This is a genomic window from Nonomuraea sp. NPDC049028, assembly GCF_043197735.1.
GTDB lineage: Bacteria > Actinomycetota > Actinomycetes > Streptosporangiales > Streptosporangiaceae > Nonomuraea.
In genome coordinates this window covers 408,475-430,243 of sequence record NZ_JBICTR010000001.1, presented here as the reverse complement: position 1 = coordinate 430,243, position 21,769 = coordinate 408,475, and the positions used below count along the sequence as shown (strand labels likewise).

The 21,769-nt window shown below is 67.9% G+C and carries 24 protein-coding genes; 16 read left to right on the top strand and 8 right to left on the bottom strand.

Annotated elements, in window-relative coordinates; genetic code table 11:
- Positions 1-31: 31 nt before the first annotated feature.
- Positions 32-1,051 carry a glutamine synthetase gene (glnII, locus tag ACGFJ2_RS02005; protein ID WP_225289502.1) on the bottom strand — a complete coding sequence of 340 codons (1,020 nt, stop codon included), beginning with the start codon at positions 1,049-1,051 and terminating at the stop codon, positions 32-34.
- Positions 1,052-1,244: 193 nt separating this feature from the next.
- On the opposite strand from glnII, the gene ACGFJ2_RS02000 reads away from it, so the two are divergent.
- Entirely contained in the window at positions 1,245-1,799 is a 555-nt protein-coding gene (locus ACGFJ2_RS02000; RefSeq protein ID WP_357941385.1) for a hemerythrin domain-containing protein, read from the top strand.
- Here ACGFJ2_RS02000 and ACGFJ2_RS01995 read toward each other — a convergent pair.
- Entirely contained in the window at positions 1,796-4,693 is a 2,898-nt protein-coding gene (locus ACGFJ2_RS01995; RefSeq protein WP_393463643.1) for an AAA family ATPase, read from the bottom strand. The genes ACGFJ2_RS02000 and ACGFJ2_RS01995 overlap by 4 nt on opposite strands.
- 10 nt (positions 4,694-4,703) lie before the next feature.
- Positions 4,704-5,381: a hypothetical protein gene (locus tag ACGFJ2_RS01990; RefSeq protein WP_358175575.1), complete on the bottom strand. Its 678-nt coding sequence runs from the start codon at positions 5,379-5,381 to the stop codon at positions 4,704-4,706.
- A 242-nt stretch (positions 5,382-5,623) separates the two neighbouring features.
- Between ACGFJ2_RS01990 and ACGFJ2_RS01985 the strand changes: the two genes are divergently transcribed.
- Positions 5,624-5,944, top strand: coding sequence for a carboxymuconolactone decarboxylase family protein (locus ACGFJ2_RS01985; RefSeq protein WP_393463641.1), 321 nt, complete (start codon positions 5,624-5,626; stop codon positions 5,942-5,944).
- Between the two features lie 323 nt (positions 5,945-6,267).
- On the opposite strand, the gene ACGFJ2_RS01980 is transcribed toward ACGFJ2_RS01985, so the two are convergent.
- On the bottom strand, positions 6,268-7,203 hold the full coding sequence (locus tag ACGFJ2_RS01980; RefSeq protein ID WP_357941377.1) for a hypothetical protein: 936 nt from the start codon (positions 7,201-7,203) through the stop codon (positions 6,268-6,270).
- Here ACGFJ2_RS01980 and ACGFJ2_RS01975 point away from each other — a divergent pair.
- The 4 genes from ACGFJ2_RS01975 to ACGFJ2_RS01960 all read left to right on the top strand — a co-directional run bounded on the left by ACGFJ2_RS01975 (position 7,196) and on the right by ACGFJ2_RS01960 (position 9,612).
- Positions 7,196-7,402 carry a hypothetical protein gene (locus tag ACGFJ2_RS01975; protein ID WP_357941375.1) on the top strand — a complete coding sequence of 69 codons (207 nt, stop codon included), beginning with the start codon at positions 7,196-7,198 and terminating at the stop codon, positions 7,400-7,402. The two genes, ACGFJ2_RS01980 and ACGFJ2_RS01975, sit on opposite strands and share 8 nt — an antisense overlap.
- 255 nt (positions 7,403-7,657) lie before the next feature.
- A complete protein-coding gene (locus ACGFJ2_RS01970) occupies positions 7,658-8,443 on the top strand; it encodes a neutral zinc metallopeptidase (protein ID WP_393463639.1) in 786 nt (261 codons plus the stop codon).
- 279 nt (positions 8,444-8,722) lie between these two features.
- Positions 8,723-9,166 (top strand): Hsp20/alpha crystallin family protein, encoded by a 444-nt coding sequence (locus ACGFJ2_RS01965; protein ID WP_357941371.1) that lies wholly within the window; start codon positions 8,723-8,725, stop codon positions 9,164-9,166.
- Positions 9,167-9,273: 107 nt separating this feature from the next.
- A complete protein-coding gene (locus tag ACGFJ2_RS01960) occupies positions 9,274-9,612 on the top strand; it encodes a MerR family transcriptional regulator (RefSeq protein ID WP_357941369.1) in 339 nt (112 codons plus the stop codon).
- On the opposite strand, the gene ACGFJ2_RS01955 is transcribed toward ACGFJ2_RS01960, so the two are convergent.
- Entirely contained in the window at positions 9,602-9,829 is a 228-nt protein-coding gene (locus ACGFJ2_RS01955; protein WP_357941367.1) for a hypothetical protein, read from the bottom strand. The two genes, ACGFJ2_RS01960 and ACGFJ2_RS01955, sit on opposite strands and share 11 nt — an antisense overlap.
- 53 nt (positions 9,830-9,882) lie before the next feature.
- On the opposite strand from ACGFJ2_RS01955, the gene ACGFJ2_RS01950 reads away from it, so the two are divergent.
- Positions 9,883-10,632, top strand: coding sequence for an SDR family NAD(P)-dependent oxidoreductase (locus tag ACGFJ2_RS01950; RefSeq protein WP_393463636.1), 750 nt, complete (start codon positions 9,883-9,885; stop codon positions 10,630-10,632).
- 148 nt (positions 10,633-10,780) lie between these two features.
- Here ACGFJ2_RS01950 and ACGFJ2_RS01945 read toward each other — a convergent pair whose 3' ends face one another.
- Positions 10,781-11,998 (bottom strand): sn-glycerol-3-phosphate ABC transporter ATP-binding protein UgpC, encoded by a 1,218-nt coding sequence (locus tag ACGFJ2_RS01945; RefSeq protein WP_357941363.1) that lies wholly within the window; start codon positions 11,996-11,998, stop codon positions 10,781-10,783.
- Positions 11,999-12,169: 171 nt separating this feature from the next.
- On the opposite strand from ACGFJ2_RS01945, the gene ACGFJ2_RS01940 reads away from it, so the two are divergent.
- Positions 12,170-13,246, top strand: coding sequence for a LacI family DNA-binding transcriptional regulator (locus ACGFJ2_RS01940; RefSeq protein ID WP_358175560.1), 1,077 nt, complete (start codon positions 12,170-12,172; stop codon positions 13,244-13,246).
- A gap of 265 nt (positions 13,247-13,511) precedes the next feature.
- Here ACGFJ2_RS01940 and ACGFJ2_RS01935 read toward each other — a convergent pair whose 3' ends face one another.
- Entirely contained in the window at positions 13,512-13,997 is a 486-nt protein-coding gene (locus tag ACGFJ2_RS01935; RefSeq protein WP_357941359.1) for a glutathione peroxidase, read from the bottom strand.
- A 187-nt stretch (positions 13,998-14,184) separates the two neighbouring features.
- Here ACGFJ2_RS01935 and ACGFJ2_RS01930 point away from each other — a divergent pair, with 187 nt between their 5' ends.
- Both ACGFJ2_RS01930 and ACGFJ2_RS01925 read left to right on the top strand, forming a co-directional pair.
- Positions 14,185-14,607 (top strand): transglycosylase SLT domain-containing protein, encoded by a 423-nt coding sequence (locus tag ACGFJ2_RS01930; RefSeq protein ID WP_357941357.1) that lies wholly within the window; start codon positions 14,185-14,187, stop codon positions 14,605-14,607.
- A gap of 339 nt (positions 14,608-14,946) precedes the next feature.
- Positions 14,947-15,519 (top strand): lytic transglycosylase domain-containing protein, encoded by a 573-nt coding sequence (locus ACGFJ2_RS01925; protein ID WP_357941355.1) that lies wholly within the window; start codon positions 14,947-14,949, stop codon positions 15,517-15,519.
- A 19-nt stretch (positions 15,520-15,538) separates the two neighbouring features.
- Here the strand turns inward: ACGFJ2_RS01925 and ACGFJ2_RS01920 are convergent, their stop codons facing one another.
- A complete protein-coding gene (locus tag ACGFJ2_RS01920) occupies positions 15,539-16,189 on the bottom strand; it encodes a TetR/AcrR family transcriptional regulator C-terminal domain-containing protein (protein WP_357941353.1) in 651 nt (216 codons plus the stop codon).
- An 86-nt stretch (positions 16,190-16,275) separates the two neighbouring features.
- Here ACGFJ2_RS01920 and ACGFJ2_RS01915 point away from each other — a divergent pair, with 86 nt between their 5' ends.
- The 6 genes from ACGFJ2_RS01915 (at position 16,276) to ACGFJ2_RS01890 (ending at position 21,768) form a co-directional block, all read left to right on the top strand.
- Complete coding sequence (locus tag ACGFJ2_RS01915; RefSeq protein WP_357941351.1) at positions 16,276-17,388, top strand: ferritin-like domain-containing protein; 1,113 nt, start codon at positions 16,276-16,278, stop codon at positions 17,386-17,388.
- Between the two features lie 51 nt (positions 17,389-17,439).
- A complete protein-coding gene (locus ACGFJ2_RS01910; protein ID WP_393463632.1) occupies positions 17,440-18,708 on the top strand; it encodes an NAD(P)/FAD-dependent oxidoreductase in 1,269 nt (422 codons plus the stop codon).
- A 156-nt stretch (positions 18,709-18,864) separates the two neighbouring features.
- Positions 18,865-20,007 carry a DegT/DnrJ/EryC1/StrS family aminotransferase gene (locus ACGFJ2_RS01905; protein WP_393463630.1) on the top strand — a complete coding sequence of 381 codons (1,143 nt, stop codon included), beginning with the start codon at positions 18,865-18,867 and terminating at the stop codon, positions 20,005-20,007.
- A 158-nt stretch (positions 20,008-20,165) separates the two neighbouring features.
- Entirely contained in the window at positions 20,166-21,005 is an 840-nt protein-coding gene (locus ACGFJ2_RS01900) for an STAS domain-containing protein (protein WP_393463628.1), read from the top strand.
- Positions 21,005-21,370: an STAS domain-containing protein gene (locus tag ACGFJ2_RS01895; protein WP_358436944.1), complete on the top strand. Its 366-nt coding sequence runs from the start codon at positions 21,005-21,007 to the stop codon at positions 21,368-21,370. The genes ACGFJ2_RS01900 and ACGFJ2_RS01895 overlap by 1 nt, the downstream gene beginning before the upstream one ends.
- The gene (locus tag ACGFJ2_RS01890; protein ID WP_393463626.1) at positions 21,367-21,768 is read left to right on the top strand and encodes an anti-sigma regulatory factor; all 402 of its coding nucleotides are present in this window, start codon (positions 21,367-21,369) and stop codon (positions 21,766-21,768) included. The genes ACGFJ2_RS01895 and ACGFJ2_RS01890 overlap by 4 nt, the downstream gene beginning before the upstream one ends.
- The last annotated feature ends 1 nt before the right edge of the window (position 21,769 follow it).

The window sequence follows — 21,769 nt, the reverse complement described above, 5'->3', positions numbered from 1 at the left end:
GCCCGCGTTCCTCTCTACTCGCTTACCGAGATCAGACCTGGCCGGCCTTCTCCAGGGCCGAGCAGCAGGTGTTGACCAGCAGGCGGGTGACCACGTAGGGGTCGACGTTGGCGTTGGGGCGGCGGTCCTCGATGTAGCCCTTCTTCTCCACCTCGACCTGCCACGGGATGCGTACGGAGGCGCCGCGGTTGGAGACGCCGTAGCTGTACTTGTTCCACGGGGCGGTCTCGTGGGCGCCGGTCAGGCGGCTCTCGATGCCCACGCCGTACTGGGTGATGTGCTCCATCGGCTTGTCACCCTCACCCAGGGCCTCGCACGCGGTGATGATGGGCTCGTAGCCCTCACGCATCGCCTTGGTGGAGAAGTTGGTGTGCGCGCCGGCACCGTTCCAGTCGCCACGGGCGGGCTTGGCGTCGAGGGTGGCCTCCACGCCGAACTCCTCAGCCGTACGGTAGAGCAGCCAGCGGGCGATCCACATGTGGTCGGAGACCTCCAGCGGACCGGCCGGGCCCACCTGGAACTCCCACTGACCCGGCATGACCTCGGCGTTGATACCGGAGATCGCGAGGCCGGCGGCGAGGCAGCGGTCGAGGTGGAGCTCGACGATCTCGCGGCCGAAGATCGCGTCGGCGCCCACGCCGCAGTAGTAGGGGCCCTGCGGGGCGGGGAAGCCGCCCTCGGGGAAGCCCAGCGGGCGGCTGCCCTTGAAGAAGGTGTATTCCTGCTCGATGCCGAACCAGGAGTCCTGGTCGGCGAACTGCTCGGCGATCGGGCGGAGCAGGGCGCGGGTGTTGCTCTTGTGCGGCGCGCCGTCGATCTCCTCGACCTCGCACAGGACCAGCACGCTGGAACCGCCACGGATCGGGTCAGGACAGGTGAAGACCGGACGGAGCACGCGGTCCGAGGAGTGACCCTCGGCCTGGTTCGTGCTGGAACCGTCGAAACCCCAGACCGGCGGCTCGGCTCCGTCAGCCAGGATTCTGGTCTTCGAGCGCAGCAGGGCGGTGGGCTCGGTGCCATCGATCCAGATGTACTCAGCCTTGTAGCTCACGTCGGTCCTTTCAGGGTGTCTCACAGCCACGCCGAGTCTTGCGGTCAACCGTTTCCCGGTTTTTGCCCGAATGTGAACGTCGTGTTAATCAGTACGGAGAGTCAACCGGGCTATAAGATCATTTATTACAAAATGGGGGGATCTTCATGTACGACCTGTGGTCCGCGCCGGAGGCCGCCGGGCTGGAGCGCCAGTGACAGTGACCGACCTCGACGAGGCGCGCAGGCCACGCGGCCACAAGCACGATCCCGAGGCTCTCACGCCGGGACAGCGGCAGCTCGGCCGGCACCTGATCGACGTGCACAACGGCTACCGCCAGGAGATGCGGCAGGTCCTGGACGCGCTCGACCAGGTCGCCGCGGGCGCCCTCGACGCGGCCGCCCTGCGCTCGGTGATCAACCAGCTGACCATGCGCCAGAACTACTGGACGCTGGGCGCGTTCTGCGCGACGTTCTGCCGGCTGCTGACCGTCCATCACACGATCGAGGACGAGGCCATGTACCCGGCGATACTCGAGCGCGACGGCTCACTCGGGCCGGTGATCGAGAAGCTCAAGGAGGAGCACGAGGTCATCGCCGGGCTGCTGACCCGGCTCGACCAGGCGTGTGTGGACCTGGTGGCCGGCGACACCGGCCTCGACCGGGTACGGGCCGAGGCCGAGCAGCTGGCCGCCGTCTTGTCCTCGCACTTCACCTATGAAGAGGAGGAGCTGGTCGAGCCGATCGGCCGGCTGGATATACGGGTCTAGGGCCTCCTGTCCGTTCCTCTGCCGTCGTAGCCGAGCAGCCGCATGGCCGTGTCGGGGTCCATCGCGGCGGCCAGCAGTTGCGCCCTGGCGTGGGCCTGGTCGCGTTCGTGTTCCGCCTTGGTCTGCGCCGCTCGTACGGCCTTGATGGCGATGAGCGCCAGGCCCGCGCCCACGATCACCGCCACCACGACCACGAACAGGACGAGCAGCAGTCCGGGCGAGGCCATCCCGGCGACCGGGGTCGCGCCCGTCAGGACCAGGCCGGTGAGGAGCGCGAGCACGACGAGCGCCAGCAGGCTGGCGACGACGACCCACGCCCGGCGCCTGGGTGGCGGCGGCTCGACCGGCTGGGGCGACGGCGCCGCGTAGACGGGCTCGGGGTCAGGCGCCCACGGCACGAACTCGGGCCGGCCCGGCTCGGCGACGATCTCGGCGGTCACCACCACGGGCTCGGCGGCCAGGACAGTCCCTACCGGCTCGGGTTGAAGAACCGGCCCGACCGGCCACCCGGCGGTCTGGCCGTTGGGCTGGTAGGCAGGCTCTTCCGCCTGCCCAGGCAGGTCGCGCTCGATCCGGCTGTGCTCCTTGTGCGCCCTGGCCGCGTCCCGGTGATACTCCTCCAACTCCTGGTACAGCTCGTCGGAGGCGTAGATCGTGCCGTCGATGAGCGGCCCGGTCGCCCGCTCGATGATCGCCACCACGTCGTCGCCGTTGAGCGTCTTGTGCGTCTCCAGCGCGTGCGCGAGGCAGAGCACGTCCCGGCGATGCTCCTCCAGCAGCCGCTCGGTCTTCTCCAGCAGCCGGACCAGGTTGAACTCGATCCGCTCGCCCAGCACGTCAGGCGCCAGCTCGGCCTGGCCCCGGCTCGGCTCCCGCTCGGTGATGCCGATCGGGCCGCCACCACCGCCGCGCCGTGGCATCGCCTTGCCGCCGTGGATCTCCAGTTCCTGCAGCGCGGGAAGGGAGGTGACGCCCGAACCCATCCCCCAGTACGACTCCATGAGCGCCGTCAGGAACGTCGCCGAGTGCAGGTCGCTGGAGACGCCGGAGGAGTTGTCCTCGCCGAAGAACATCCGCTCCCCCGCCAGAGAGGCGAGCGAGACCATGATGTCGGCCTCGTACTCGGACTTCCACCGGGTGAACTGGTCCTCGGGCTTGATCGAGGCGACCATGCCCAGGTAGTCGGCGCCCTTCTCGATCGTGGCGATGTCGATCTCCAGGTGGAAGCGGGTCACGTAGGCCACCACGGCGTGGCACGCCTCGTGCACGGCCACGGCGTGCCGCTCCCGCTCGATGTACTCGACGTCCTCGGGCGGGCCGAGCTGCTTGAGCCGCTTGGCCCGCAGGACGTCCGACCAGGAGATGATCTCCCGGCCGTCGCGGATCGCGGTGATCAGCGACTCGTTCACCAGGTCCTTGATCGTGGCGCCCGTCGCGTACGGGGTGATGGTGGCGAGCTTGTCGATCTGCTCCTCGGTCAGCTCGTGGTCGACCTTGTCGAAATAGCCCTGGTATGTGCGGACCCGTCCGGCCTTGGAGGGGTAACCGACCTTGTAGATGCGGTCGATGCGGCCGGGACGCAGCAGCGCCTCGTCGAGCGCGTCGGGCCGGTTGGTGGCCATCATGACCAGGATGCGGAACTTGGGCGGCGGCTTGGGTCGCATCCCGAGCAGCCGTCTGACCAGGCGGTTGAAGAAGCCGCGCGGCTTCTTGAGCCCGGACAGCTCGGTGAGCAGGGCCTGCAGGGTGCCCGGGTCGCCGCTGTTCATGCCGCCGCCGCCCATGAAGAAGCGGTTGCGGGTCTCCGGCTCCTCCACCTCCCGCCGGGCGCGGAAGGCGAGCACCGAGCGGGTCTCCTCGGACAGATAGTTGGCACCGTGACAGCCGGAGAAACCGCCGCCGCCCTGCCCCTGCGGGCCCTGCTGGGCGAGCCGGCCGCGCTTGCCGAGCGAGTCGGCCTCGTCGAAGAAGACGATCACCCCGCCGTACCTGAGCGCGAGCTTGCGCAGCTTCCTGAAGAGCGTCTTGACCTTGAGGATGCCGATGCCCATGAACATGTTCGTGAAGGCGCCGGGGTCGACGAACACGTACGGCTTGCCGGTCTCGCCGGCCACCGCCTCGGCCATCAGCGTCTTGCCGGTGCCCGGCGGCCCCCACAGCAGCAGGCCGCTGGGCACGTACCCGCCGCGCTTCTCGATCTCGTCGGGCCGCTCCAGGAAGACGATGTTCTCCTGGACGCGTTCGACGACGTGGTCCTGTCCCCAGACGTCGGAGAAGCGGGTCTTGATGTCGTCGGGGAAGTACGTCTCGACGCCGCCTCTGGACAGGAACCAGAACAGGCCGACGAACTGGATGATGACCACGAAGAACAGGAACACGATCTGGATCAGGAACGGCATCGCCTTCCAGATCAGCGCCGGCGCGCTGAACAGGGCGAGGAACGGGCTGGTTTCGAGCACCGCCCCGAGCACCAGCGCGATCAGCACCACCCAGAAAACGATCTTCGCGGCGCGGGAGAAGCGATACCTGGTCCAGTCGTCGAAGCGCCGGTGGGACCAGCGCTCGAACCCGCCGAAGACCCGGTGGCTCCAGAAGCGGTGGTAGGCCGACCACCGCTCGCTGACGAAGAAGTGGAGCTGCCGCAGCGCCTCGACGCCCAGCAACCAGAAGATCCACTGATAGGCGTACGCGATGGCCCGCATGGCCTCGCCGAACGACACGATGCCCTCGTAGTCGGCCATCACCTTCCAGGTGAGGACGAGGAAGGCGAGGACCAGCCCGATGAGGAACTTGCTGCGATCCCAGAACCGCATCTTCTTCCTGGTCACGGCTTCGGGATCGGATGGGCCGCTACCGGGCGCGCGCAGCCCGCCGTGATGCGTGGTCGTGGTCAATGACGCTCCCTCATCCGGGCAGCCGGAGCAGCTTGAAGGTTTGCTCGATCTTGTCGAACTCGGCCGCGCGCGCTCGGAAGCAGATCGCCTGGCAGCCGATGAGCATCACGGAGACCGTGGCTCCCTGCTCGTCGAGGATGGCGGTGTGGTCGAAGGTCTGGACGTCGCCGCCGATCTGGTAGTTGAAGCGAACCCGTACTCCCCTGGCACCACGGTCCAGCTGGAGGATCTGATCGCTGATCGACTCGAACCGGTTGAACAGCGGCTGCCGCCCGGCCTCGGTCGCCTTGGACAGGTACATCGCGCGGATCTGCGCGGTCACCGGCAGGATGAAGTCACGCAGCCGATCCAGCGACATCCCGTCCCGCTGCTCGTCGGTGAGCTTGTGCACGGTGGCGTAGATGAACGGATCCGTCGAGCTGAGCAGGTGCGCGACGGACGGCTGCGCGGACTGGTCGAAGGCCGTGGACCAGACCCGCTCGCGCCGCAGCCGGGCCGCCTCCGAGTTCGGATGGTCGCCCGACAGGGAGAGTTCGATCGGATAGGCGTTGAGCTGGCTGAAGGAGGACGGCACCTTGAAGTAGGTGGTGCCTTCCCTGTCACGTACGTAGGTGAAATCCGGCTGCCCGCACGCTGACAGCATGACGATCGCGGTCATGAGCGCGATCCAAGCCCGTGTCTTGTTCACCAGGGCTTACCTCCGCTTTACGGACCAACGGAGTTGTTGTGCCCGCTTTCATGCGGAATGAGGCCGAGTGTACGGTGATAAATCTTGACCAAATCTTGGCCGTACCTTGGCTTCAGTTGTTACAGATCCGCTCGGAGCGGACGTCCGTACTACGTTGGCGTGCCCCCATTGGTTCACCCGGCAAAGTAGCGAAAGATAGAGGGATCCCCTGCTACCCGGAGCGGACAATGACAGAACCGGCCATGGAGACAGTGGACAGCTTCGGCATGACGGCGGAGCGGGCGTTCGCCGACCTCTGGTCGCGCGGCGTCCTCTCGGCCAAGGAGCGCCACCTGCTCTTGCTCGGCCTGCTCGTCGGGCAGGGCATCGACGACCAACTGGAGGTGCGACTCGACGCCGCGTTGCGCGCGGGCGACCTGAGTGAGAGCGAACTGCGGGAGGTCGTGGTCTTCCTCACCCACTACGCGGGCTGGACCCGTGGCTCGCGGCTGAACAATCAGGTCGAGGATCTGATCGAAGCCGTCAGACGGGGTCGATCCGATAGACGGGACCTTGACGGCTGAGCGCGTAGAGCTCCTGTCCATCTCTAACCGGACATATCACCGCGCATAACCCTCTCCGCCATCGATCGGGGCGCTTGGTCGTACGATGGCGGTATGAGGCGTAAAGCCATCGCACTTGTGGCAGCCGCCGCGGCCCTCGTGGCGGCGGCGACGGTGGTCGTGATTTTCCGTTCTCCCGCTCCCGACGAAGCGGCGACGGGGGTCCAAAATACGCGCGCTCCGCAGGACATCGCGTCCCACTGGACCAAGGAGCGCATGAATGAGGCCAGCCCGGGATGACGAAAAGCGAGGGGCCGTTAAGCCCCTCGCTTCTTTTATCGTGATTAGTGGGCTGTTACATCGTTATAAACGTTGACAGCCCCGTCACCGTGGTAGGGCGACTTGTAGACGATATTGGTGGGGTTCTGGTTGGCGTCGACGTCCCGGTGGCTGTTGGCGCCGATGATGTAGCCCCAGCCTCGGCTCAGCTGGAGGTCCTGCAGCCAGGGGCCGCCGCTGGAGCCGTGGAACATGTCGTTGTTCATGTGCATACGGTCGTCGGAGGAGCTGGCGCGGGTGACGTTGCCGAAGCAGTACCACAGGTCGTTGCCGGTGAAGTCGGTGCGCTGGTAGCCGTCCTGCGGGAAACCGAAGGCGTTGATGCCGGTCCACGCCTGGCCCTGGTTGAACTTGTAGCCCTGCGAGCCGGTCCAGTCCTGGAGGTTGCCGTGGGCCGGCTGCGGGTTGAAGGCGATGGCCGCGATGTCGTAACTCCAGTTGTGGTTGTTGAACCAGCCGTTGGTCGTGTTGGCGTATCGCCAGGTCCAGCGGCCCTGAGGCTCTAGACCGTTGTCGGCGTCGGGGACGAAGATGAAGTCGCGGAACCAGCCGGACGCGCCACCGCTCCCCGCGTGCACGCAGTGGCCGGAGGTCCAGACCGTGTTCTTGTTGGCGGCGTTGATCACGCTGCCGGTGCAGTAGCCGGAGCTGTTGTCATTGCGCGTGTAGTAGATCTTGCCGATCGTGAGGGCGGGCATGCTCCCCTGACGCCCCCAGCGCTCGGCCCGCTGGCCGGCGAGCAGACCGGCCGACGGGCCGGCGGACCGGCTGATCTTCCTGGTCGGCAGCGACCCCTCGGCCGAGCGGCTGGGCAGGACGTTCTTGACCTGCTCCGGCGCCGCTTTCGCGTCCGGGACCGCCACGACCGGCTCCGGCGTGGCCGCGCGCATGCGTTCGGCGGTCCAGTGGGCCTGGATGCTCTTGCTGTCGGACTTGTTCACCGCCCCCGTGGCGGATGCGGCAGGGGAAGGTGCTGCCGTCGCAGTCGCGGTCGCGCTCAACCCCGAGACTGCCAGCAATGTCGCAAAAGCGACAATTGCGGCGCGCCTTGAGCGTGCACTCATGAATCTTCCCTTCCATGAAGCGATTCTGGCGAACTTTTTCATCTTGAGAGGTCGCCGCTTCAATGTGAAGGGGTAAGGGAATTAATTTTCGCCGACGTCCGAATGACGACGCTGATTTTGATATCTAACATTTCACATGACAATAAAGGGTATTTGTGACAGTGCTGGTGGCTGGCGAGTCAATAGCGGTGTTTGTTACTCCGGCGCCCCCTGGGTCAGCCATTCCCGGCCCCCGCCCGGGCAGGCCCCATCGAGACGACGCACAGTGAAGGAACGGATACAAAGGAATTGATGATGCGAAAACACGCCAGCGGCCCTATTGTCACCCCTCGTGAGAAAATTTCCGATCATGGCGCTGACCGTCGCGTCGATGCTCTCCTTAACCGGTACGGCCACCGCCGCGACGACCGCGGCCGACCCCGTCAAACACCCCAAGCTGATCGCCAACCCCCTCTACGAGGCCGGCGCGCTGCCCGCCACGACCTGTGACGAGCCGCCGGTCAAGCGCAACAACCGCAAGCTGGCTCGTGCCTATATCGACGCGATCGTCGCCTGTCTCGACACCACCTGGGAACAGCACCTCACCGCCGCCGGCCTGCCCTTCAGCAAGCCCAAGGTGCGGCACGTCGACAAGATCCCGAAGACGTACTGCGGCATCAAGACAGACAACGAGGACTCCACGACCTACTACTGCGACCGCACCAACACGCTGATCTTCCAGGTCGGTAAGACGTGGCTCAAGGACCCGTCCGACATGTGGCTGCTCAGCACCGTCTCCTACATGTACGGCTGGCACGTCAAGAAGCTCGTCGGGATCGCCGACGCCTATGACGTGCTGTCGGTCCATAGCAAAGCCGAGGATCGCGAGCTGAGCCGGCGCAGCAAGCTCCAGAACGAGTGCCTCTCCGGAGCGTTCATCAAGAGCGTCTGGCCGCTGAAGGGCAGGACCACCAAGGACTGGAACTACCTGCAGAGCATGCAGAATGGCGACGAACCCGGCGAGGCGCGCTGGTACGGCAAGACGGCCACCATCGTCGCCTGGAGCAAGCGCGGCTTCGCCACCGGCGACCCTGGCTCGTGCAACACCTGGGCGGCACCCTCCTCGAAGGTGGCCTAGCTCTTTTCCGCGGGGGGCGTCCGACCGGTCGCCCCCCGGCGCTCGCCATGAAGGCCGTCCGTCGCCGAGGCAGGCGGTCGGACGCGGCAAGCACGACAGCGGCGGTGGGGGTCGCGGCGAGAAGTGATCGGGGGCCACTGACCATCGGCGCCGCCGCAACCAGTTGACAACTTCACCCGGAGGAAACTTATAATTCCAGCTGTAGGTTTCCTCTTGGACGGAGGATAGGTAATCCGGGGGACCGAGGAGCCCCCGGGCGTTCTTCGGAGGTGAAGCGCGATGCTGCTCACGTCGATCGACCCGTTCATCCAGGAGTTCGAGCGTCAGTTCGACCGTCTCGCCCGCCAAGCCGGCGCTCAGGGCAACGGGGCGACGATGCCGATGGACGGAATCCGCCGCGCCGACGATGTGGTGCTGCGGTTCGACCTGCCCGGCGTCGACCCCGACTCCATCGAGGTCACCGTCGACCGCGGCGTCCTGTCGGTGACCGCGCGGCGCGAAGAGGAGTACGAGCAGGACGAGCGTGTGTTCGTACGGGAGCGAGTGATGGGCTCCTTCACACGCCGGGTCTACCTGTCCGAGCACCTGGACGCCAACGCGATCGAGGCCGCCTACAACAACGGCGTGCTGGCGGTGCGGATCCCGGTCCTGGAGCAGGCCAAGCCACGCAAGGTGGCCATCCAGCGCACCACGACCGAGTCGCACAAGGCGATCAAGAGCTGACCGCCCACGCAGCGCCCCTGCACCTGGACAGGCTACGGCCCCGCCCCGGTACGGCCCCTACGTGCGCCACCGGGCGGGGCCGACGCATTCCGACAGGAGGAACGGTCATGAAACTACCCATGGACGACGAACACGCCGCCCTGTTCACTGTCGGCCAGGTGGCGAGCATGCTGGACGTACAGCAGGCGTTCCTGCGGCGCATCGACGACAACCAGGTCGTCTCCCCCCAGCGCTCGGCGGGCGGACAGCGCCGCTACAGCCGCCACGAGATCGGCCGCGTCCAAGAAGTGGTGACGATGATGGACCAGGGCATGACGCTGCCGGCCATCCGTCGCATCATCGAGCTACAGCACGAACTCGCCGAGATCACCCGCGAACGCGACGAACTCGCCCGGCGCCTGGCGGACGCCCAGTCCCAGCCAGGCGCGACCCCGCTCAATCCTTGATGTTCGCCTCGGACTGATACTTGTCCGCCATGTGCGCGACCGCCGCGAGCTGCGCCTCGGCGTGCTCTTCCCGGACGGCGCTCGCGCGGTCCCGTGCGTCCAGGGTCGGCTGTGCCTGGCCCTGGAACTCCGGGCCATGAATACGCCGAATCGAAGCCTGCTCACCGCTGCTCCTCGTGATCTGGGCTGTGGTCTCAGTCCACTCGAGAATCCCCACCACGGCAATACGCCCCCACCGGACGGTGACGGGAGAGGCGTTAAGGTGCTGCCATGCCTACCGCATTGATCACGGGCGCGACCGCCGGCATCGGCGCCGCCTTCGCCCGCCGGCTGGCCGCCGACGGGTTCAGCCTGGTCCTGGTGGCCCGCGACGAGGCCCGGCTGGGCGAGATCGCGGGCCAGCTCAAGCTCAGGTACGGCGTCAGCGTCGAGTCGCTGCCCGCCGATCTCGCCACCGACGACGGCCTCGCCCGGGTCGAGGCGCGGCTGCGCGACGGGGTCGATCTCCTGGTGAACAACGCCGGCTTCGGCCACCCCCAGAAGTTCCTGGAGGTGCCGGTGGAGGACGAGCTACGCATGCTCAAGGTCCACTGTGAGGCCGTGCTGAGGCTGACGCTCGCCGCGCTACCCGGGATGAGGGAGCGTAACCGGGGCGGCGTGATCAACGTGGCCTCCGTCGCGGCGTTCTTCGTCCACGGCACCTACAGCGCGTCCAAGGCGTGGGTGGTGAACTTCAGCGAGGCGACCGCGGCCGAGGTGGGCAATCCGCGTATCAAGGTGATGGCCTTGTGTCCCGGCTTCGTACGGACGGAGTTCCACGACCGGGCGTACATGGACACCTCCCACATCCCCCGCTTCCTGTGGCTCAAGGCCGACAACGTGGTCAACGCGGCCATGCGCGACCTGGCCCTGGGCAAGCGGGTGTCGATTCCGGACCTGCGGTACAAGGCGGTCGCGGCGATCGGCAGATTCGTCCCTCGTACGGTGGTGAGCAGCGCGGCGGCGAAATTCAACCGCTGAGGTCGTACAAGCAAGCGGGCCCCCGCCGCGGGAGGGGGTCGCGGTGGGGGCCCTGTCCGGGTGCGGGATGATCGCACCCAGGCGGGTGTGAGGGGGACTCACGCCCAGTCCGGTCGTGAGCGGGCTCACGGCCGAGATTCGGTGGAGATCACTTGCCGACGTTCGCCTCGTGGCCGATGGCCAGGCCGGAGGTCGGGTCGAAGAAGTGCAGGTTGTGCGTGTCCAGCACGAGGTCGAGGCTCGAGCCCGGACGGGCGTGGCTGCGGGCGTTCACGCGGGCGGTCCACAGCGACTTGTCGCCCACCAGCGGCAGCGCCGCCTCCTCGTCGTCGCCCGTGTCGGCGGCGGCGACGGTGTCCTTGTGCTCGACCGGCGGGGCGTCGATCAGGAACAGGACGTTGATCTCGGAGCCGAGCTCCTCGGTGACCTCCGCCTTGACGGCCAGCGTGGCCCAGCCGTTGGCGTTCTGGCCGGCGGACGCGGCGTCCTCGAAGTCGGACGGGCGGATGCCGAGGATGACCTGCTTGCCGATGTACTGGTCGAGGCCCGGCTTGTCGCTGAACGTCGACTCCGGGATCTCCAGCTTGATGTCGGCGAACGTGACGGCGGTGCCGCCGTCACGGACCAGCTCGGCGGTGACGAAGTTCATGGCGGGCGAGCCCATGAAGCCGGCGACGAACAGGTTGACCGGCTTGTCGAACAGGTTCTGCGGCGTGTCGACCTGCTGCAGGATGCCGTCGCGCAGGACGCAGACGCGGTCGCCCAGCGTCATGGCCTCGACCTGGTCGTGCGTGACGTAGACGGTGGTGACGCCGAGGCGCTCGTGCATCTGGTTGAGGGAGGCGCGCATGGAGACACGGAGCTTGGCGTCGAGGTTCGACAGCGGCTCGTCCATGAGGAACGCCTGGGGCTCGCGGACGATGGCGCGGCCCATCGCGACACGCTGGCGCTGACCACCGGACAGGGCGGCCGGCTTGCGCTTGAGGTACGTCTCCAGGCCGAGCATCTTGGCGGCCTCGTTGACGCGCTTCTGGATCTCCGGCTTGGGCATCTTGCGAAGCTTGAGGCCGAAGGCGAGGTTCTCCTCGACCGTCATGTGGGGGTACAGCGCGTAGTTCTGGAAGACCATGGCGATGTCGCGGTCCTTCGGCGGCAGGTGGTTGACCACCTTCTCGCCGATCGCGATCTCGCCACCGCTGATGTCCTCCAAACCGGCGATCATCCGGAGCGCGGTCGACTTACCGCAACCGGATGGGCCGACCAGCACCATGAACTCGCCATCCTTGATCTCAAGGTTGAGCCCGTTCACAGCCTTAACGCCACCGGCGTAGATCTTGTCGACATTGGTCAGAACGATGGATGCCATGACATTCCTTCGCGCTCCCGGGCGGGTGACCCGGATGATGTGCGGGGGGTATCCATTTGCATGGATACGTTTTCAAGCATCTCACCCGAAACGGACATGTGTGTCAAGAGATCAGCGCATGTCAGTGTCCTGGTCTTCCTGCGCGGCGGAAACCATGATGGAATCGTTTCCATGGAATCGAGGCGGGCCACCATCAAGGATGTGGCCGAGGCGGCGGGCGTCGGCGTCGCGACCGTGTCCCGGGTCCTGTCCGGCGGCTCGGCCAGCCCTGAGACAAGGGAACGAGTGCTGGCCATCGCCGCCCACCTCGACTACCGGCCGAGCGCGCTCGGCCGCAACCTCCGCCAGCGGCGCACGGGCGGCATGGGGCTGTTCGTACCCGACCTCACGGACACCTTCTACGGCCAGCTGGCCGAGGGCGTGCTGGCCTGCGCGCGCTCGGCGGGCGAGCCGGTCGTGCTCGGCTCGACGGGCGACGATCCCGAGCAGGAGGCCGAACTGGTCGGCATGCTGCTGGAGCAGAGCGTGGACCGGGTGATCGCGGTCCCGTCGGGCGGCGCCGAGACGTGGGCCCCGGCGATCAAGGCGGGCATGACGGTCGTCTTCGCTGACCGGTTGCCGTCCGACGCGGCGTCTGATGTGCCGTCCGACAGGGACTCCGCGTCGCGTGGTGTCACCGACCTCATGCTGCTGGACGGCCTGCCGCCCGCCTCGCGGGCCCGGCCGCTGGACGTTCCCGCCGTACTGGCGGACGACCGGGCCGGCATCCGTACGGCGGTGCGCTACCTGAGAGGGCTCGGCCACCGGCGCATCGCCTTCCTCGGCGGCCCGGGGCACGGCAGGCGGGTGACGGCCTTCCGCGAGGCGGTCGGCGCGCCCGTGGACGAGGACCTGGTCGTGTTCGCCACGGGCAGCCGCGACTCGGCCTACGCGGCCGCGTCCGGGCTGTTCCAGAGCCGCCCCGACCTGACGGCCGTGGTGACCGGCGGCAACGTCCTGGGCGAGGCGGCCGTCCTGGCGGCCAGGGAGCTGGACCTGCGGGTGCCACGGGATGTGTCGCTGGTGATGTACGACGACGTCCCGTGGGCCGAACTGTGCTCCCCACCACTGACCGTGATCGCCCAACCGGGCCGCGACATCGGCTACCGAGCGGCGGAGCTGGTGCTGCGAGCGGGAAGCCGCCGACCCCGGAGCGTACTGCTCCCAACGGAACTCATCGTCCGAGGCAGCTGCGGCCCCCGCCACTGACCCCCAAACGTCCGCAGCGGCCGGGGCCACGCCACTGGCCACCCCCGCCGACCGACTGCCGCCACCCCCTGGCACGGTGTCCACGCACGTTCGCCGGGCATCCGTCCTTCCCCTCCCCCGAAGGGGCATCTCTCTCAAGGAACCCCAGCCACGACGGACCGTCCTCTTCCGCTCCCCCGCAGGGGGTTCCCTCCCAAGGGACACCAGCCACCACGGACCGTCACAGGGAGCGAGGCGGTCGCGTGACGGGCCATCCGGGGAACCCTCAGACCACCTTCTCGATCGCCGCGATGACCGCCGGGTCGTCCGGGGTGGTCCTCGGACGGAAGCGAGCGACCACAGCCCCCTCGCGGTCGACGAGGAACTTCTCGAAGTTCCACTGGATGTCGCCGCCCGTCCCCTCCGCGTCGGGCGTCTCCACGAGCGCCTCGTAGAGCGGGTGCCGGCCGGGCCCGTTCACCTCGGCCTTCTCCAGCAGCGGGAAGTCCACGCCGTACGTGGTGGCGCAGAACTCCTGGATCTCCTCGGCCGAGCCGGGCTCCTGGCCCATGAACTGGTTGCACGGCATGCCGATCACGCTGAACCCGCGCTCGCCGTACTGCCGCTGCAGCTCGACGAGGCCGGTGTACTGCGGGGTGAGGCCGCACTTGGAGGCCACGTTCACGATGAGCACGGCCTTGTCGCCGACGAGCTCGGCGAGCGTGGTGGGGGCGTCCGCGAGGGTGCGGACAGGAATGTCACGAAGACTCATGAGCCGACCCTACAGAACGCCCCGTCTCCCGGTTTGTGATGCACTCCACATTTTCCCGACATTTCCCCTGAACAGCCCTAAAGAGTGATCTTTGCCAACGATCTACCTTTTCATGGTCAATTCGCGGTAAATCGGGCGGATAGGGCAGGGTGGCGCGGTCCCCCGAACCCATCGAAAGGGAACCCGCATGCCCATGCTCCGCCGTACGAGCGCCTTGATCCTGTCCGCCACGTTCGTGGTGGCAGGCGGCGCGACGGCCGCACAGGCGCAGAGCTCCCAGGCAAGCTCCGAAACAAGCACGCAACGCGCCATCAGCAAGAACAAGACCATCGCCAAGCACATGGTCGCCAAGCGCGGCTGGACCAAGGCCCAGTACCGCTGCCTGGTGCGCCTCTGGTCGCGAGAAAGCGGCTGGAACCACCGGGCCGGCAACGGCTCGGGCGCCTACGGCATCCCGCAGGCGCTGCCCGGCCACAAGATGGCCACCAAGGGCCGCGACTGGCGCACCAACCCGCGCACGCAGATCGCGTGGGGCCTCGGCTACATCAAGCAGAGGTACGGCTCCCCGTGCCGCGCGTGGGCGCACTTCCAGTCCCGCCACTGGTACTGATCCGCCGTCCCCTGCCTGTCCCTGTTTTCACGAAAGGCCAGGTCAACGCGCGAGCGGGCCGCGCCATGGCGGCCCTGCGAGCAGGCTAAATATCTCTAGCGATCACGCCATCGTCTTCCCAAAGCCAATCACCGAGAGTGATTGACGGTGACTGTGCGTAATAGAAACCGGGCTAGAGAAACGTCGTGGAGCCCTCCGGGCCGCCCAGCACCATGGGGCGTCAACGGAAGCCCGGGGGGCCGCGCGGACCCTCCTCGTCCGAGCCACGGACGCGGACCGGCAAGGGCGCCGGGGAAGCAAGAGCGCCTGTCCGCACGCGACCTGGCAGCAAGGATCGACATGGACAGCAACCGCGCCCTGCGCTACACGTTCATCACTCTGACCACGCTCACGGCCGTCACCGGCAGTTCAACCCTCGTCTGGGCCGAGGCCGGACCGCGAACCGCACAGCCACGAACAGCCCAACCAAGAGCAGCACAACCGCGAGCGACCGCACCGCGGATACCCGAGCCCCGGATCATCGAGGGCTCATGGCACGCCCCCGTGATCAAGACCCGTTCCTGGACCACCTCCGCGCGGCCGAAGATCAAGATCAAGGCCAAGGCGCCGAAGAGCCGGAACAAGGGCATCGCGCTGAACCAGGTCGTCCAGCGAGCCTGGTCCTACCAGGAGTTCCAGTGCCTGGACAACCTCTGGACCAGAGAGAGCAACTGGAACCACCACGCGTACAACAGCTCCTCAGGCGCCTATGGCATCCCGCAGGCGCTCCCCGGAGGAAAGATGCGGGGAGCGGGCGAGGACTGGAAGTCCAACCCTGAGACGCAGATCCGCTGGGGCCTGGGTTACATCAAGGGCAGATACGGCAAACCGTGCGGCGCCTGGGGCCACTTCAGAGCGCACAACTGGTACTAGAGCAGGAGGGCATCCGGGATCACCGGGTGCCCTCCCTCTTGCGCTTCGGCAGCACCGCGATCGCCTGGATCAGCAGCTCGACGCCGAAGTCGAAGTCGGCGTCGTGGTCGCAGCTGGACAGCAGCGGAGCCAGCCCGTTCACCTCGGGGAACAGGGTGGGATCGACGTCGTCCGGGTTGACCATCTGCCCGCGCGGCGGGGCGAACGTGGGCGTGACCCCGACCTCGCGCAGCAGGGAGCCCACGATGTAGGCGATGAACATCCGCAGCACCCGTACCGCGTCCGGCCCGTCGAACCCCGCGCTGCGCAGCGTGGCGAGGGCCCGCTCGACCGGCAGCAGCCCGGCGTTGGAGTGGAGCTGGCGGCTGACGACGAGCATCGTGCAGCGCGGGTGGCCGTGCGCGATCTGGCGGAAGGCGCGGGCCTGCATCCGCACCCGGTCGGTCCAGTGGGCGTCGGGGTCGTCGGTGAACTCGATCTGGCTGAGCACCGCCTCGGCGACGCCGTTGAGCAGGGCGTCCTTGTTCGGCACGTGGTTGTAGAGCGACATCACACCGACGCCGAGGTCCGCGGCGATGCGTCGCATGGACACCGCGTCGGCCCCCTCGCGCTCGATGAGGTCGATCGCCGCGGCGACGATGCGGGTCCGCGAGAGAGGCTCGGTGGGCATAGCTCATTCTATTGACGTACGTACGCCGTACGTGCAAGCCTCGACAGTGGACGTACGGTGTACGTAGCCCCCCTGCGGAGGACCCCATGTCGACGCACGATCTCTACACCATCCCGGCCGAGCTCTCCACGTGGGACGTGGAGATGTCCGGTGCCAGCAGGTTTACGTGGGAGTACGACGACGGCAGGGATCGGATGCTGGCCCTGTACCAAAAGGGCAAGGACAAGCAGTGGGACTCCACCAAGCGCATCGACTGGGATCTCGAGGTCGACCCGTACAACGTGCTCGGCATCCCGGACCAGACGATCGCCATCTACGACACGCCGCTCTGGCACCGGATGGACGAGAAGCAGCGCCAGGACGTCCGCCTGCACGGCGCGGCCTGGCAGTTCTCGCAGTTCCTGCACGGTGAGCAGGGGGCGATGATCTGCTCGGCCAAGATCGTGGAGTCGGTCCCGGATCTCGACTCCAAGTTCTACGCCGCCACCCAGACCATGGACGAGGCCCGGCACGCCGAGACGTACGCCCGATTCCTGCAGGAGAAGGTGGGCCTGGCCTACCCCATCAACGAGCACCTCAAGTCGCTGCTCGACTCGACGCTCAGCGACTCGCGGTGGGACATGCCCTACCTGGGGATGCAGGTGCTGATCGAGGGCCTGGCGCTGGCGGCGTTCGGCGTCATGCGCGACATCACCACCAAGCCGCTGCCCAAGCAGATCCTCGCGTACGTCATGCAGGACGAGGCCAGGCACGTGGCGTTCGGCCGGATGGCGCTGCGCGACTTCTACGGGAACTTAACCGAGGCCGAGCGGCGCGAGCGCGAAGACTTCGTCATTGAGGGCTGCTACCTGATGCGCGACCGGCTCAGGGGCCGGGAGACCTGGGAGAACCTGGGCCTGTCGAAGGCGGAGGTCGAAGAGGCCGAGGTGGCCACGGAGCACTCGGAGTATCTGCGGCTGTTCCGGTCGCTGCTGTTCAGCCGGATCGTGCCGTGCGTGAAGGACATCGGGCTGTGGAGCCCGCGGTTGCAGCAGGCGTACGCCGACATGGGCGTGCTGGAGATGGCCGGCCAGTCGCTCGACGCGCTGATGCGGCAGGACGAGGACATCGCCGACAAGCTCGACGAGGCCCGCTTCGCCGAGGAGGAGGCCGAGCGGCACGCCGAGGTCGCCGAGACCATCGAGATGGGCGCCAACTGAGAGAGCTCCGGCGAGTGGTTTAAGAGTTGCCTCCTGTGCCATATGCACCCTATGAGCATCCGCCGGAGGGGGCATCTCGCCATGGTCCAGGAACCAGCACGGTCCACCAGGCCGCATGTCGTCGTCGTGGGCGCGGGCTTCGCCGGGCTGAACGCCACCAGGGTGCTGGCCCGCGGCGGCGCGCGCGTCACGCTCGTCGACCGCCACCCCTACTCCACCTTCCAGCCGCTGCTCTACCAGGTGGCGACGGCCGGGCTCGCCGCCGGGGACATCACCTACCCGACGCGGGCGTTCGCCGCCAAGTATCGGCGGGCGCGGGCCCGGCGGGGCGCGCTGACGAAGCTGCACCCGGCCGAGCGGCGGGTGGAGTTCGACGACGGCACCTCGCTCGACTACGACTACCTCGTGCTCACCACCGGCGTGACCACCAACTGGTACGGCATCGAGGGCGCGCGGGACAACGGCTACCCGATCTATTCGGTCCAGGACTCGATCGTGCTGCGCAAACGGCTGCAGACCCTCCTGGAGCAGGTCGCGGGCGGCAAGCGCGAGAGCGCGCACGCCGTGGTGGTCGGCGCCGGCGCGACCGGGGTGGAGATGGCGGGCACGATGGGCGAGCTGCGCCAGCGGACGCTCCCGGTGACCTATCCGGAGATCAAACCCGATCAGACGAGTGTCACCCTGGTCGAGCGCTTCGATTACGTGCTCTCGCCGTACAAGCCGCGGCTGCGCGACGCGGCCGCGAACGCGCTGCGCAGGCGCGGCGTGCGCCTGCGGCTCGGCAGCACGGTGGCCTCGGTCGAGCCCGACGCGGTCGTGCTGAGCGACGGCACCCGGCTGCCGAGCGACGTCACCGTGTGGGCGCTGGGCGTCGCCGCGCCCGCCGAGGTGTCGAACCTGGGCCTGCCGCAGGGCAAGGGCGGCCGGATCGAGGTCACCCCGGCGCTCAACGTCGCGGCGTACCCCGAGATCTTCGTCGCCGGCGACCTGGCCGGGCCGCCCAATCCGCTGCCGCAGCTGGCCCAGCCCGCCATCCAGATGGGCGAGCACGTGGGCAAGCAGATCCTGGCGCTGGCCCATGGCCGTCCCGCGGCGCCCTTCTCCTACAGCGACCCCGGCATCATGGCCACGGTCGGCCGGGGCTCGGCCGTGCTGCAGCTGTCCAACGGCATGACCATGCACGGCCCGCTCGCCTGGCTGGCCTGGATCGGGCTGCACCTGACCTACCTGCTGGGCGGGCGCAACCGGCTGAGCGTCCTGGTCAGCTTCTTGGCGCGGTACGCGGGGCCGCGCCGCAGCGCGGCCACTGTCGTCGAATAGCGGATATCACTTCGTTACGCCCGTTAAGCCCTATCGAGGCTCTGCTGCTATAAATCTGCAAAGTGATCAAGACCAGGGAGGGGAGCATTTGGACCGGTCCTTCCTGCACGTTCTGGCCGAACGGATGCTGAAACGCCGCGTCCGGCGAGGTCGCCGATGAGCCCGCTGGAAGACCTCATGCGGCACCGGGTCGGCCAGGACTGCCTGCATGTGCCGTCGGCCCGGTTCGGCCTGCTGCTGGCGTTACGCCACTGGTTCGACCCCGGTGACCGGGTGCTGATCGCGCCGACCACCTCCGAGGCCGTGCTGTTCATGGTGCTGGCCGCCGACCTGGAGCCGGTGATGGCGCCGGTGTCGTGGCGCGACGGCAACATCGATGCGCCGCGCGTCAACTGGAGCGGCCTGGCCGGCGTCATCACTACCCACCTGTACGGCCAGCCGGACCGGATAAGGGATCTGATCACGCAGTGCGAGCGGCGCGGCCTCGTCCTCATCGACGACGCCGCCCACGCCTTCCAGACGATGGTCGGCGGGCGCCTGGCCGGCACGTTCGGCCAGGCCGGTGTGTACAGCCTGGCCAAGCACGGCCGGGCGTCCGGCGGCTTCCTGACCACGCCCAACCCCGGCGCGCTGGCGGCGCTGGCCGAGGCGAGAGACGCGTTGCTGCTGCCCGGCGAGCCGCGCGACCAGCTGGCGGCCGTGGTGCAGCCGATGCTCCGCGAGACCCTCCACCGCACCGGCGCGGTCCGGCTGATGTGGCACCTGTCGCGCCAACTCGGGATCGTCAAGTGGAGCGGGCACCGCCCCGCGCCCCATGAGGACGCCCTCATGGCCGTCAAGGGCAACCTGTCGGCCATGGACCCGTGGCTGGGGATCGACCACGACGGCTGGCGGATGCGCCCGGGCCCCGCGCTCTGCCGCTACCAGCGCGCGCGCCTGCGGGCGATCGACCGCGAGCGGGAGCTCCGCCTGGCCGGGGTCGAGGTGCTGCGCAGGACCCCGTGGGTGGCGGCGGGCGTCCGCGAATCCCCCGTACGTCCGCTCCTGCGGGTGCCGCTGCTGGTCGAGAACCGCGACGAGATCGTCGCCGGGCTGGAGCGGCTCGGCGTGGTGCCCGGTTTCGTCTACGATCCGCCGCTGGACGACTATCTGCCGATGATCCAGCAGGGGCCCACACCCGAGATCGCCCGCTGGTGGACCGGCCACGTGCTGCCGGTGGATCCGCTCGACGCCCCGCGCATGGTACGGCTGCTGACCAGGCTGGGTGCCCGCCCGGCGGAGGGCGCCGGATTCGCCTGATCGGCCGGGGATCACTATCTCGCAAAGCAGGACTTATCCCTTTATATCGTCAGATAAGGTCGTTCAACGCATGAAGCGGGCTATCTCGCTAACCGCCCGCCGAAGCGGAACAGTGTCGTTAGCATCCCCGGCAGTGCCGGTGAAATTTCCTCCCAGGAGTGACCTTGACCGTCGATGCCGATGTCGCCAGGCGACGTATCGAAGAGCTGCTCCGCGAGAACGAGACGCAGATCCTGCACCGGTGGACGCTGATCTCCAAGGCGTCGAGCGAGGAGCTGAACGACATCTACCGGGCGCTGCTCACCTCCCTCGAACAGGGCGGCGACCTCGCCGACATGCGCGGCCTGCTCGCCGAGTTGTCACGTTCCCGGGCCCGCCAGGGCTTCACCCCGGCGGACACCGCCAGGGCCGTCTTCGGCCTGAAGGAGGCGATGTACGAGGCCGTCGAGAGCGACGGCGGCGCCGAGGCGCTGCGCGGCTTCATCTGGTTCTCCAGGCTCGTCGACGACCTCGGCCTGTTCACCTTCGAGACGTACACGACGGCCCGCGAGCGGATCATCCTCGACCAGGCCGAGCAGCTGCTGGAGCTGTCGACACCGGTCGTCAAGCTGTGGGAGGGCATCGTCGCGGTGCCCCTGGTCGGCACGCTCGACTCCGCCAGGACCCAGGTCGTGATGGAGAAGCTGCTGCAGACGCTGGTCGACACGGGCGCCGAGCACGCGGTGATCGACATCACCGGCGTCCCGGCCGTCGACACCCAGGTCGCCCAGCACCTGCTGAAGGCCGTCGTCGCCGCCCGCCTGATGGGCGCCGAGTGCGTCATCTCCGGCATCCGCCCGCAGATCGCGCACACCATCGTCACGCTCGGCATCGAGTTCGGCGACATCGTGACCAAGGCCTCGCTGGCCGACGCGCTGGCCCACGCGCTCAAGCGCAGCGGCATCGAGGTGATCGCGCCGAAGGCGACCCGCCTCGCGGTGCGGACGGAGAACGTCTGATGGACCGGGTGCCCATTCTCAAGCTCGGCGACATCCTGATCATCTCCATCCAGATCGATCTGGACGACCAGAGCGTGCTCGCCCTGCAGGAGGACCTGGCCGACGCCGTGGTGACCCACGGAGCGCGCGGCGTCATCATCGACATCACCGCGGTGGAGATCGTCGACTCCTTCATCGGCAGAATGCTGGCCACCATCGCCGCCACGTCGCGGCTGCTCGACGCCCAGACCGTGGTCGTCGGCATGCGGCCGGCCGTCGCGATCACCCTGGTCGAGCTCGGCCTGTCGCTGGGCGGCGTACGCACCGCACTCAACCTGGAGAAGGGAATCGCGCTGCTCGACCATGTGAGAGGCGCGACATCGTGACCGGCGGCTGGGAACTGCCCATCGCCAGCAACTCCGACGTCGTCATGGTCCGCCAGCGGGTCCGGAGTGTCGCGGTCGAGGTGGGACTGTCCCTCATCGACCAGACCAAGGTGGTGACCGCGGCCAGCGAACTGGCCCGCAACGCCCTGGTGTACGGCGGCGGCGGCCTGGCCCGCATCGAGATCGTTGAGAACGGGACGCGCCGCGGCCTTAAACTCACCTTCAGCGACGAGGGGCCGGGGATTCCCGACATCGAGCAGGCACTCACCGACGGCTGGACCACCGGCACCGGGCTGGGGCTGGGCCTGAGCGGATCCCGGCGGCTGGTCGACGAGTTCGACCTGGTCTCGGCTCCCGGAAAGGGCACGACGGCGACGGTGACGAAATGGGCTCGATGAC

What these genes read in the sequence shown, in the direction of transcription:
- ACGFJ2_RS01940 (WP_358175560.1), top strand. Translation starts at nt 12,170, where the DNA reads ATGGAATCGAGGCGGGCCACCATCAAGGATGTGGCCGAGGCGGCGGGC.
- ACGFJ2_RS01920 (WP_357941353.1), bottom strand. Translation starts at nt 16,189, where the DNA reads ATGCCCACCGAGCCTCTCTCGCGGACCCGCATCGTCGCCGCGGCGATC.
- ACGFJ2_RS01895 (WP_358436944.1), top strand. Translation starts at nt 21,005, where the DNA reads ATGGACCGGGTGCCCATTCTCAAGCTCGGCGACATCCTGATCATCTCC.
- ACGFJ2_RS01910 (WP_393463632.1), top strand. Translation starts at nt 17,440, where the DNA reads ATGAGCATCCGCCGGAGGGGGCATCTCGCCATGGTCCAGGAACCAGCA.
- ACGFJ2_RS01950 (WP_393463636.1), top strand. Translation starts at nt 9,883, where the DNA reads ATGCCTACCGCATTGATCACGGGCGCGACCGCCGGCATCGGCGCCGCC.
- ACGFJ2_RS01945 (WP_357941363.1), bottom strand. Translation starts at nt 11,998, where the DNA reads ATGGCATCCATCGTTCTGACCAATGTCGACAAGATCTACGCCGGTGGC.
- ACGFJ2_RS01930 (WP_357941357.1), top strand. Translation starts at nt 14,185, where the DNA reads ATGCCCATGCTCCGCCGTACGAGCGCCTTGATCCTGTCCGCCACGTTC.
- ACGFJ2_RS01925 (WP_357941355.1), top strand. Translation starts at nt 14,947, where the DNA reads ATGGACAGCAACCGCGCCCTGCGCTACACGTTCATCACTCTGACCACG.
- ACGFJ2_RS01915 (WP_357941351.1), top strand. Translation starts at nt 16,276, where the DNA reads ATGTCGACGCACGATCTCTACACCATCCCGGCCGAGCTCTCCACGTGG.
- ACGFJ2_RS01965 (WP_357941371.1), top strand. Translation starts at nt 8,723, where the DNA reads ATGCTGCTCACGTCGATCGACCCGTTCATCCAGGAGTTCGAGCGTCAG.
- ACGFJ2_RS01985 (WP_393463641.1), top strand. Translation starts at nt 5,624, where the DNA reads ATGGAGACAGTGGACAGCTTCGGCATGACGGCGGAGCGGGCGTTCGCC.
- ACGFJ2_RS01960 (WP_357941369.1), top strand. Translation starts at nt 9,274, where the DNA reads ATGAAACTACCCATGGACGACGAACACGCCGCCCTGTTCACTGTCGGC.
- ACGFJ2_RS01935 (WP_357941359.1), bottom strand. Translation starts at nt 13,997, where the DNA reads ATGAGTCTTCGTGACATTCCTGTCCGCACCCTCGCGGACGCCCCCACC.
- ACGFJ2_RS01905 (WP_393463630.1), top strand. Translation starts at nt 18,865, where the DNA reads ATGAGCCCGCTGGAAGACCTCATGCGGCACCGGGTCGGCCAGGACTGC.